This is a genomic window from Microcosmobacter mediterraneus (assembly GCF_031846265.1).
Taxonomy (GTDB): domain Bacteria; phylum Bacteroidota; class Bacteroidia; order Flavobacteriales; family Flavobacteriaceae; genus Microcosmobacter; species Microcosmobacter mediterraneus.
The window spans coordinates 348,999-361,538 of record NZ_JAVRIA010000002.1 but is presented as its reverse complement, the minus strand read 5'-3'; the positions used below and the strand labels follow the sequence as shown (position 1 = coordinate 361,538).

The 12,540-nt window shown below is 33.2% G+C and carries 6 protein-coding genes; 5 read left to right on the top strand and 1 reads right to left on the bottom strand.

Annotated features, from left to right (window positions below):
• The first annotated feature begins 31 nt into the window (after positions 1-31).
• Entirely contained in the window at positions 32-1,138 is a 1,107-nt protein-coding gene (locus tag RM697_RS05015; protein WP_311426766.1) for a TolB family protein, read from the top strand.
• Here the strand turns inward: RM697_RS05015 and RM697_RS05010 are convergent.
• Entirely contained in the window at positions 1,135-3,564 is a 2,430-nt protein-coding gene (locus tag RM697_RS05010; RefSeq protein ID WP_311426765.1) for a TonB-dependent receptor domain-containing protein, read from the bottom strand. The two genes, RM697_RS05015 and RM697_RS05010, sit on opposite strands and share 4 nt — an antisense overlap.
• Before the next feature lie 181 nt (positions 3,565-3,745).
• On the opposite strand from RM697_RS05010, the gene lepA reads away from it, so the two are divergent.
• From lepA to RM697_RS04990, 4 genes are all read left to right on the top strand, one after another.
• A complete protein-coding gene (gene lepA / locus RM697_RS05005) occupies positions 3,746-5,542 on the top strand; it encodes a translation elongation factor 4 (protein ID WP_311426764.1) in 1,797 nt (598 codons plus the stop codon).
• A gap of 47 nt (positions 5,543-5,589) precedes the next feature.
• The gene (locus RM697_RS05000; RefSeq protein WP_311426763.1) at positions 5,590-8,247 is read left to right on the top strand and encodes a two-component regulator propeller domain-containing protein; all 2,658 of its coding nucleotides are present in this window, start codon (positions 5,590-5,592) and stop codon (positions 8,245-8,247) included.
• Positions 8,248-8,504: 257 nt separating this feature from the next.
• The gene (locus RM697_RS04995) at positions 8,505-10,934 is read left to right on the top strand and encodes a T9SS type A sorting domain-containing protein (RefSeq protein ID WP_311426762.1); all 2,430 of its coding nucleotides are present in this window, start codon (positions 8,505-8,507) and stop codon (positions 10,932-10,934) included.
• A 69-nt stretch (positions 10,935-11,003) separates the two neighbouring features.
• The gene (locus RM697_RS04990; protein ID WP_311426761.1) at positions 11,004-12,539 is read left to right on the top strand and encodes a LytTR family transcriptional regulator DNA-binding domain-containing protein; all 1,536 of its coding nucleotides are present in this window, start codon (positions 11,004-11,006) and stop codon (positions 12,537-12,539) included.
• The last annotated feature ends 1 nt before the right edge of the window (position 12,540 follow it).

The following is a 12,540-nucleotide window of genomic DNA, read 5'->3' as shown; positions in this document are numbered from 1 at the left end:
CATTAATAGCCAGTTATTATAATTCTTTATTATGAACAAATTAGTTGTTATACTTATCGTTTTGTTGTTTTCATCTTGTAAAAATGAAAACCCGAAGCCTTCTGAAATTAATACCACTATAGAGAGAACTAAAACGAAAGATTCCTTGATATATCCTGAGGAATCACATTTTAAATCGCTAAGACAAGTTACGTTTGGAGGTGACAACGCAGAGGCCTACTGGAGTTTTGATGACAAACAGCTTGTATTTCAATCTAATAATACTAAATGGAATGTTGGCTGTGACCAAATGTTTTTAATGAATGCAAACGACACATTTACAGACAGCATAGCTCCACCAATGGTAAGCACAGGTAAAGGGCGCACAACATGTTCTTATTTTTTACCAGATAATAAACACATTATTTACGCCTCAACGCATCTGGGTGATGAAAAATGTCCTGAAACACCTTTGCGTAAAAACGGAAAGTACATTTGGCCTATTTATGATAGCTATGACATCTTTGTAGCAGATTTAGAGGGAAATATCGTAAAGCAACTAACCAATGAGGTTGGTTATGATGCAGAGCCGACAGTTTCTCCGAAAGGCGATAAAATTGTATTTACCTCAACAAGAAGTGGCGATTTAGAATTATACACCATGAATATTGATGGTACAGATGTTAAGCAAATTACTGATGAGTTAGGTTATGATGGAGGTGCTTTCTTTTCACCAGACGGAACTAAACTAATATTTAGATCCTCTCGCCCAAAAACAGAAGAAGAAATCAAAGATTACAAAGATTTACTTGCTGAAGGATTGGTAGAGCCAACCGAAATGGAGCTATATATTTGTAATGCAGACGGTAGTGATTTAAGACAGCTTACAGATTTAGGAAACGCTAATTGGAGTCCGTTTTTTCATCCTTCAGGAGATAAGGTATTATTCTCTTCCAATTTTGAAGCAGAACGTGGTTTCCCTTTCAATTTATATTTAATAGATATTGATGGTAAAAACCTAAAGCGTGTTACACATGGTGAAACGTTTGATGCGTTTCCGGTTTTTTCTAATGATGGAAAATATTTAGCGTTCTCATCTAATCGTAATAATGGAGGTGGAAGAGATACTAACCTTTTTATTGCAGAGTGGCAAGATTAATTTTTATTACCCAAGGCATTTAAACGATTTTGTTCTTTTTCTTCGTCTTCAGTAAGTTCTTTCTCTCTGGTTTGTAAGGTTGTATTACCAAATTTATACCTAAATCCAAGCCTAACGTATCGGCTATCAACATCAACATTGTTGCTACTAAATTGATTTAAGTATCGTGTGCCATAGCGTTGGTCTTGGTAGTTAAACATATCTTCTATAGCAAGAGAAATCACAGCCTTTTTCTTTAAAATAGACTTAGAAATTGCCAAGCTGCTAAACAAACGATCTTCAATAGTTTGAAGGCCCTGTAGGCTTTTTCCAACCCAAGTTAAATCTAAATTTACATTGAGGCTACTGTCTTCTAAAAAGGAAATATTATTGCTGAGAATGCTGTAGTTTGCCCACTGATCTAGTTTCACAAAATTGTTATTGATCTTCGTTTCTTCAGTAATATTATAGAATGAGGTTACAGCGTAAACATTCCAACGATCAGTAGGATAAAAATCTACCGCAAAATCAAAACCAAAATCTACAGTTTTATCAAGGTTAATACTCGTGTATTCTAATATATTAGTTGAATTATTTTGTCTAGGCACTTCTAAAATACTACCATCGTAATTTTGATAATAAGCTTCGAAGGTAAATAACTCTAAAAAGCTAATTCCAAACACATAATGATCTAAAAATGTTGGTACAAGACCAGGATTACCAGTGACTACAGTATTTTCATTTATAAAAAAATTAAATGGGTTTAGAGCTGTATAATTAGGTCGTGTTAAACTACGCTTATAGTTTGCATACATAGCAAAATTATCTGAAAACGTATACTGAATGCTTGCATTTGGAAACCACTCTAGGTAATCTTGAGTATTTGTGGAGTTTGTAGCCACAGAAAAAGCATCAATATTGGTTTGTTCAGCCCTAATACCTAAACTTAAACTCCATGCATCAGTATCTAAAGAATAGTTTGAATACCCTGCGTAAACATATTCATCGTAGTTAAACACATCAGAATTTGAGACGTCTAGTGTATTAGCGCCTGTTGTTAAATCTACATCAAACTGATTAATACTACTCTCAGTTTTCACATTTGAAAATTTTAAACCAGCTTCAAGTTCTGAATTTTCGGAAATTGATGTAGAATAATCTAGATTAGACGTAATAATTTCTGTACTCTGATTTGCTATGGTATTAAAAGCTGATGCATTGGTAAACTGATTGTTGCTATCAAAAAAATTACTTATTACATCTTGCGTTCTATCATAGTCGTAAGTAGTATAATGACCATTTAAAACTAACGAGGCTCCATTTTTAAAATGATGATTAAAATTAAGATCTAATCCAATATTGTATTTTTCATCATTAACATTATTATCTGCAGTAAACCGAGATAAAAAGTTGTTTGATGCATCTTGTATTGTTGTGCCATTATCAATCACATATTTAAAATATGGTAAGAACAACATAGAATTAGAAAGACTAAGTGTATTATGTTCGTTTATAAACCAGTCAAAATTAAAATTCAAATTATGAGTTTCGGACCACGTATTTCTATTAATGTTTGAGTTCCAAACTTCTGCAATTGCCGTTTCAGCCGCATTAAAATAATTAATCTCATCATTGGTATCTCTATTAATCTTAGATTTAGTATAACTGTAATTTGCAGTAAAACCAATGCTTTTATTTTTAAAAGATTGCCTTGTACCAGCTTGATATCTAGGAAAAACACCTTGAGTGTAGTTTGTAAACACAGAGCCTCTATAGCCTATAGCTATATTTTTACTCATTATTATATTAATTACAGTTCCGCTTTCAGCATCAAATCGAGCTGAAGGGTTAGTAATTACTTCAATAGACTTTACACTATTTGCTGAAGAACTTTCAAGAAGTTGGGTAAGCTCATCAGCAGTTAATTGTACTTTTCTATTATTTATATAAACCGTTGGCGCACTACCTTTAACACTAAGACCACCATCCATTACCAAAACACCAGGAGTACTTCTGAGTGCTTGTAGCATATTACCTTCTGCTATTGCAGTATTAGCAATGTTAAAAGTAAGTCGGTCTGCAGATCTTTTAAATGTTGGTTTTCTTACCACAAGTTCAACTTGATCCAGTGATTCTATATCTTCTTCTAATGTTATGATTTTAAGGTTTAAATTTCCTTTTAACTCAATAGGTAGTGTTACCGTTTTATAGCCTATAAAACTAGCTATCATTTTATAGGTTCCAGGTTCTAAGTCGTCTAAAATAAAAGTACCATCATCATCTGTTGAGGTACCAATTGGGTCGGCAAAACCACTATTTACTATTTGCTTAGAGAGGAGAATTGTAACAAAAGACATAGGTTCGTTGTTGGCATCAACAACTTTACCTGAAATAGAATAATCTTGACTTAACGCTACAGAAAAGCTAAAACAAAAAAGAATGCCCAAAAAAAGGCGATTAGTTAACAGCATTGGGTTGGGTTGTAGTTTGCAATATAAAGATTGTTTTATAATTATAATTACTGTTTTTCCATAACTACGATTTTGAGTCATTTTAAATAGAAAAATTATTGGAGCTAGTTAAAACGCTTATATTTGCAAAACCTTTTGAAAACAATGGGTTGAGGTTATGAAAAACATCAGAAATTTTTGCATCATTGCGCACATAGATCATGGGAAAAGTACACTTGCAGATCGTTTATTAGACTTTACAGGGTCAGTAACTGACCGAGAAAAGCAAGATCAGCTTTTAGACAATATGGATTTAGAGCGTGAGCGTGGCATTACTATTAAATCTCACGCCATACAAATGGAATATACCTATAAAGGCGAAGAGTTTATCCTAAACCTTATAGATACGCCTGGTCATGTTGATTTTTCTTATGAAGTATCTCGCTCAATTGCCGCTTGTGAAGGTGCGCTGTTAATTGTTGATGCCGCGCAAAGCATCCAAGCGCAAACCATATCTAATTTGTATTTAGCATTAGAAAATGATTTAGAAATAATTCCAGTGCTCAACAAGGTTGATTTACCAAGCGCCAACCCAGAAGAAGTTACAGATGATATTGTAGATTTATTAGGTTGTGATGCCGAAGAGGTGATTCATGCTAGCGGAAAAACAGGTTTCGGTGTAGATAATATTTTAGCTGCTATAATAGAGCGTGTTCCTGCGCCAAAAGGTGATCCTAACGAACCGCTTCAAGCATTAATATTTGATTCTGTTTACAACACGTTTAGAGGTATTGAAACCTATTTTAGAGTTTTTAATGGTGAAATTAAAAAAGGGCAAAAAATAAAATTTGTTGCAACAGATAAAGAATATTTTGCAGATGAGGTTGGAACCTTAAAGTTAAATCAAGTTCCTAAACAAAGTGTTAAAGCAGGTGATGTTGGTTATTTAATAACAGGAATAAAAACAGCCAAAGAGGTTAAAGTAGGTGACACTATTACCGATTTTGCTAAACCAACTACAAATATTGTTGAGGGTTTTGAAGATGTAAAACCGATGGTGTTTGCTGGAATTTACCCTGTTGATACAGAAGATTATGAAGACTTAAGAGCCTCGATGGAAAAACTACAACTCAATGACGCGTCTTTAGTTTTTTCGCCCGAAAGTTCAGCAGCTTTAGGGTTTGGTTTTCGTTGTGGATTCTTAGGGATGCTCCATCTAGAAATTATTCAAGAAAGACTAGAACGTGAATTTGATATGACTGTAATTACAACAGTCCCTAACGTGTCGTATTTAGCATACACCAACAAGGAACCAGACACTTCTTTTATTGTAAATAACCCATCAGACTTACCAGACCCTTCAACTATTAACCGTGTAGAAGAACCCTTTATAAAAGCAACAATTATCACAAAATCCGATTTTGTAGGAAACGTTATGTCGCTTTGTATTGAGAAGAGAGGCATTATTACCAATCAAACCTATTTAACGACACAGCGCGTAGAGTTAACCTTTGAAATGCCCTTAGCAGAAATTGTATTTGATTTTTATGATCGTTTAAAAACTGTCTCAAAAGGGTATGCTTCATTTGATTACTCTCCTATAGGAATGAAGGTTTCTAAACTTGTGCGTTTAGATATTTTATTAAACGCACAATCCGTTGATGCGCTTTCAGCATTAATTCACGCAGACAATGCGCAACAAATAGGAAAAAAAATGTGTGAGAAGTTAAAGGAGTTAATTCCGCGCCAGCAATTTGATATTCCTGTGCAAGCAGCTATTGGCGCAAAAATTATTTCTAGAGAAACCATAAAAGCCTTACGTAAAGATGTAACGGCTAAATGTTATGGAGGTGACATTTCACGTAAGCGTAAACTTCTAGAAAAACAGAAAAAAGGAAAAAAACGTATGCGCCAAGTAGGTAATGTAGAAATCCCTCAGCAGGCGTTTATGGCTGTTTTAAAGTTGAATGATTAATAGAGAACCGAAGTTAAAAGCTTCGGTTTTTTTTGTACTTTAATTTTATGAAAAAGTCTAGGCAAGTAAAATATATTATAGTCGTAGTTGGCTTGCTTACTATTTTACCGCTTTATTCATTTGCTCAGATTGCTCAGAAAGATTATGTTTTTAAATCTATTACTACTGAAGACGGTCTATCTAATAATATTGTTTATGATGTTTTACAAGACAATGATGGCTATATCTGGTTAGCTACTAATAATGGTTTAAATCGTTATGATGGGTATTCCATTAAAACCTTTTTTCATTCTAAACAAGACAGCTCATCCATTTCCTCTAATGTGGTAAGAACAATTATCGAAGACAAACGAGGCCAAATATGGATAGGCACAGAAAAAGGATTGAATCGTTTTAATAAAAAGAAACAAAATTTTGAGCAACCAATAGGCCTTATCAATTTTCCTATTATAGACAATGTTTCCTCAATAGCGTTAGATAAATTTGGAAAAATATGGATTTCTACAGCAGCTACTATTAGCTTTTTTGACCCTAAATCTTTAGAGGTTGAGCTAGCTTATAATATTGAAGATGTTTTACATATAAAACCCATAAATGAAAAAGTGTGGATAAATAATTTTCAAGGCGACATCATTTCTTATGATACCAAAACAAAAAAAACAACTACTCATGCAAAAAAGATGAGCAATAGTGCCATAGATTTTGGCAACCATTCAAAACGACTATGGGTGCCCTATGATTTTAAAACTGAAATTGACACTTCGACCCTTAGGCGCTTTCCAAAATTACCAAACAATATTCTACCAAGACATTTGCTCGAGGTAGATGCCCAAAAGTCCTTGATAGGTACAAATAATGGTTTGTTTGAGTACGATTATACTACAAAAATACTATCTAAAATCCCCTTGGGTAAATCCACGTTAATCAATCAAATTCGTAGTTTATATAAAGATAATTTTGGTGGTATATGGGTTGGAACATTAGCTGGTGTTTACCATTTTGACCCTTATAGAAAAATATTTAAGCATGACGATATCGTTGAAGAATCTGAAGACATCATTATAGGTTTACACGCAGATAATGATGGAATTTACACAAATGCTTTAGGCAAAGGTATTTACTTTAAATCTAGTCATTCAAAAGAATTTAATGAAATAACCTTGCCCAAAATATTTCCTCAACAAGGTTTATTTGTTTGGGATTTTGAAACTGTCCCTAAAAGTGATTTTCCACTTTGGATGGCAACCAATAATGGGTTAATATGCTTAGACCCAAAAACTTTAGGTTTTAAACAGATTGATATTCCTTTTAAGGGAAAAGATGGACGTATTTCGTTCAGCTTGCTAGACACTAACCAAGATTTTCTTTGGGTTTCATCGCATAGAGCAATTCATAAAATTAGAAAAAAAGATGGTATTCTATTGACCTCATTCTCATTAGATGAAGACATAAAATATCCTGGGATTCAGAAAATAGTGCGTTTAAAAGATTATATTTTTATAGCGACAGAAAGCAGAGGGCTGTTTTCATTTCACGTAAAATCACATAAATTTTCTGAAGTGAATTTTAAAAACAGTAATGGAATATTAAACTCATCTATTTGGGATTTATTTGTTTCTGGAAATACCCTTTGGATAGGAGCCAATAAAGGGCTTTATAAATTTAGCTTAGGAGCAAATGGCATAGTGCCTGTTTTGGAAGATAACCAGGTTGTTTTTAGTATTATACAAGATGATTCTGGAGTATTGTGGATGGGTTCCGATAAGGGTATTAAGACATATGAGACTGAAAGTAAGTCTGTTAGATATTTTACTACTGACAACGGATTAAAAAACCCAGAATTTAATAGAAAATCGGCTATAAAAACTAGAGATGGTCGCTTATGGCTTGGTGGTGTCAATGGCATTACTTCTTTTGACCCAAGCGCAATAAAAAAAGACAATCCTAATCCTCCGCTTGTTCATATTACCAATTTGCAAGTAGTGACATCAGATTCAACGTTTAGTGTGTTTAAAGCTCAAAAAAAACTGAAACTTCCGTGGGAACATAATACCTTAGAAATAGAGTATGTGGGTCTAAATTATACCAACACCTCCCAAAATAAGTACAAGTATAAAATGGAGGGTCATGATCCTAATTGGGTAAATAATAATGAGCCAAGCAAAGCACGTTATGTAAGATTACCTGTTGGGACTTACACATTTAAAGTTTTAGCAGCAAATAATGATGGAAAATGGAATAAAGAAGGTGACCGTATTGAGATAGAGATTTCCCCACCTATATGGCGCACTAAAACAGCCTATGCTATTTATGCACTAATCTTCTATGGTCTAATTATCTTATTTAGGCGCTTAAAAAAATATCGCCAACGAATATTTCAAGTAGAAAAGGAAAAAGAAGTTATTGCGAAAAAAGTTGAAGAAAAGTTTATTGCTCTTAATAATAAAACAAAAGTATATTTAAAAGATTTAAAGTATATAAAAGCAGCTGGGAATTATCTAGAGTTTCACACTTCTGAAAAAGTTATTCTAGACAGAAATAAACTTAAGCTCTTAGAAGGCCAATTACCACCAAATTTTATAAGAACACATCGCTCTTACATCGTCAACAAAAATTATATTACCTCGGCAAATAGCGCTTCAGTTTTTATCAAACCCAATACAGAAACACCTTTATCTAGGAGTTTTAAGGGAAGCCTTAAATAGAAGGAGCTACCATCTACTTTATTTTTTTTACCATTCGTCACATTTTATCTAAGTCTATTGTTTTCAGTCATAATTTTATTGGAAATCAATATCCACATATTATGAACTCTAAAATTATCAATTTCCCATTTAGGTTTCCCTAAGAAATAAGAAATAATATATGGCTAGTAGCTTTTAGCCATAATATGTGGATAGTCCTTGCTTGGTAAGCTAGGCAAGGACTTATCAAAAAACGTATCAATTTCAAAATTATCATTATGAAAACAAAATTACTTTTAATCATCTTTTTATTTAGCTCAGTATTCTCTTTTTCTCAAGTTATCTGGACAGGTGGAGGGGGTGATCCGGATTGGAACAATGCTAATAACTGGAGCTCAAACATGGTACCAACATTAATGGATGATGTCGAGATTGACTCTGGCTTCACTGTTACTATTGATGGTGGTGCTGTTTGTGAATCTCTAGAGCTTAAAGGCACAGCCATACTTAATATCGACGGAAGCTTTACAAGCGCTCAACCTTCTCTTTTTGAAGCAGGCACTACAATCAATTGGGCTGGCGGAAGCATAAATTGTTCGCTATTAGTTAATCAAGGCACAATAAATTTAACTTCCAATACAGACAAATCTATTGAAACCTCAACTTTAGTGAATAACAATGGAACTATTAATATAATTGGTTCGGGAAATTTATTTCTTAGAAGCGGTACAGTTCTTAATAATCAAATCGATGGAACCATAATTATGGGAGCAGACGATAGTGATATTGATGCTCTTGACGGGCTCCCTATTATAAATAATGCAGGTATAATGCGTCGATCAACTTCAACGGGAGAGGCAGAAATAGCTAGCGTAGAATTCAATAATAATGGAGGTATTATACAAGTTGATACCGGCTCCTTAAGCATTAATGGGGTTGGTGATAAAAACTTTGCAGGAGGGACTTATATAGTCTCCGCCGGAGCTATTTTAGACTTAGATACAACAATAACAGTTTCTGGTTTTTTAATGGGGACTACTGAAGGAGATCTAAATTGGAATAATGTTATTGAGGTTCCGGTTTCTGCAACATTTAACTTTACTGGAAGTGGTGATTTAAATTGGACTGGAGGCATTCTAGATGGCGGTGGAACTTTAACAAATCAAAGTATTATTAATTTAATCGGAATTAATAGCAAATCCATTCAAGATAATACTACGGTGAATAATCTAGGAACCATAAATATAACAGATACAGGTGATTTATTTATTCAAAATGGGAGTGTCATAAACAATCAAGCAGCTGGAACCATAGACTTGCAGGCTGATGGTGGTAATATTATGCAGTCTGGAGGTGGTTTAAACATTATAAATAATACAGGCTTAATAATGCGATCGTCATCATCAGGACAGGTTGATATAGATGCCGAGTTAAACAATAATAATGGTGTAATTCAAGTAGAGAGTGGCACCCTAATATTTGATTCTTTAGAGAAAAATCTAACTAATGGCACCTATAATGTATTCTCTGGAGCGGTGTTAGACTGGGAAAGCACTATGGAACTTGCTGGTGTTTTAACGGGAACAATTGATGGTACTTTAAATTGGAATAATATTGTTAGCGTTCCTGGAGTAGCTACCCTAAATTTCACAGGGACAGGTGACGTGAATTGGACTAATCAAGCTCTAAATGGTGGTGGCACTTTAACGAATCTAAGCGTGCTAAATTTAACCACAATAGGCAACAAGTTTATTACTGAAGATACTACCTTAAACAATACAGGAACAATTAACATAAATGGCGCTGGTGATTTGTTTATTAACCAAGGCATTTTAAACAATCAAGCTTCTGGAATTATTGATATGCAAGCGGACAATGGAAATATTACACGGTCTGGAGGCACTTCAAATATTTTAAATAACTCTGGTTTATTAAGGGCGTCAACGACAACAGGAATTGCTCGAATATTCGTTGAATTAAATAATTCTGGCACTATTGAAGTTGAAACAGGAGAATTAGAAATTACGGGGTCACTATCTTTCACTAACGAAGTTAATGGCGTTATAAAAGGTGTTGGTGTTTTTGATTTGCCTATTGTTGCTAACTATACAAACGATGGCATTTTTGCTCCTGGGTTATCACCAGGAACGTTATCTGTTCAAGGCGATTATGAGTCAACTACAAATTCTATTTTAGATATAGAACTTAACGGATTGATACAAGGCGCAGAATATGATGTATTAGCCATAACTGGGAATGCAGATTTTGATGGTAGTGTTCAAATTACTTTAGGCTTTAATCCAGATGTTAATGATGAATTTATAATTGCCACAACTACGAAGACAATAAACACCTGTAATTTACCAGCGACCGCTACTTCTTCTTTTGGCGGATTTAATTACATGTTTGATGTATTGTGTAGAAATAATAATGAACTTGTATTAACTGTTATTGATGAAACCCTAAGCCTAGAGTCGTTTAACGAAGAGCCAAAATCAGTAAAATTATTTCCAAATCCTGCAACAGATTTGATTTCGTTCTCTGATGATACAATAAATAGGATAGAAGTGTTTGATATAAATGGCAGAAAAGTATTAAGCGCAAATGATTATACTATTTCTGTAAAAGGACTATCAAAGGGTATTTATATTGTAAAAGGAACTACTGCGAATGCTATTGTGGTTTTAAAAAAGATGATTAAAAACTAAGACAGCATATTCAAAGTTGCTTATATAAACCGAAGTTAATAGCTTCGGTTTTTTTTGTAATTTCAACATGTGAAGTTATTAAAGTTTATTTTCCTCTTATTTATTACATTCGGCTCAAATGCTCAAAATATCTCCATTGATTCTACCCTTCAAATAGCTCAAAGTTTTTACCAAACAAATATCGATAGTGCAGTACACTATGCTGGTTTGGCTTACGATAAAGCCATAAAAGAGGTAGATACTCAAAAAATAGCTAAAGCGATTGGCTATAAATCAACATTTTTTTTATCACAAAAGAAAAATAAACAAGCTGTAACTCTCCTCCAGTTTAATGTCGATAATGCTTCAAAATTAAAGCCTGAAGATTTAGGTGTTACTTATAATAACTTAGGAGTTATAAATAGTTTAGTGGAAGATGAGGACGAGGCTTTGGAATATTATTTTAAAGCCCTAGAATCATTTGAGATAATAAACCATTATCGCCAGTTATCTAGAGTTAATCTCAACATTGGTATAGTTTTTAGAAATAAAGAAATGATGGATCAGGCCGATTATTTCTTTGATCAATCATTGTATTACAGTAAGTTAAGTAAGGATAAAAATATTGAAAACATCCATAAAGGCCTTGATGACAACAAAAGATCATCGTATAAAAAAAATATTGAAGCGGCTTTAAAGGCTTTGGGTAGTATTGAGAACAAGCAAAAATCGCGCTTAGCATCCATAATATATCACGACTTAAGTGAAAACTATCTTAACAAAGGTGATTTTAATTTAGCTATTAAAGCTGCAAACAGTGCTATTGATAGTAAAATAAATTCTAGGTTCATTCAAAATTTAGACTACACATATTACATTTTAGGCAAAGCTCAAATTAATGCAAAAATATATTTAGAGGGTATAGAGACTCTAAAGAAAGCAATTAATTTAACCAACAAGGAAGAGTTAAAAATTGAGATGTATGACAGTTTAATTGAAGGCTATAAGAATTTAAAGCAATATAATGAAGCGCTTAATTATGCACTTGTAAGAAACCGATTTAGCGACTCTATAGATAGAATTACCGAAAAAGGGAATATTGCAAAAATCACAGCCAATTTTCGAAATGAAAAACAAGAAAAAGAACTGATTCAACTAAAACAGCTTAATCAGGAACAAGAATTATTAATTTCTAAAAAAGAAAATAAAATATGGCGATGGTCAATAGCTGCATTAATCGCAACATTAGTTTCAATTTGGCTTTGGAGACGTTTTTTAAATTCTCAAAAACGCATTAAACAGGTTGAATTTGAAAAAGATGAAATTTCTAGAAAAGTAGAGCAGCTAGCATTAGTGCTTAACAACAAAACTAAAGTATATCTAGATAATTTAAAATTCATTAAATCTGATGGCAATTATTTAGAGTTTGTTACTGATGAGAAAACAGTGATTGATCGAAACAAACTAAAAGTTATTTTAGAAGAACTACCACCTAATTTTGTTCGCGTACATCGATCTTATGTTGTTAATAAAAACTTCATTGATTCTCTAAACAGCACAACTCTTTTTTTACAATCCAATATTGAAATACCGTTATCAAGAACATTTAAGTCCAACCTTGTATAAA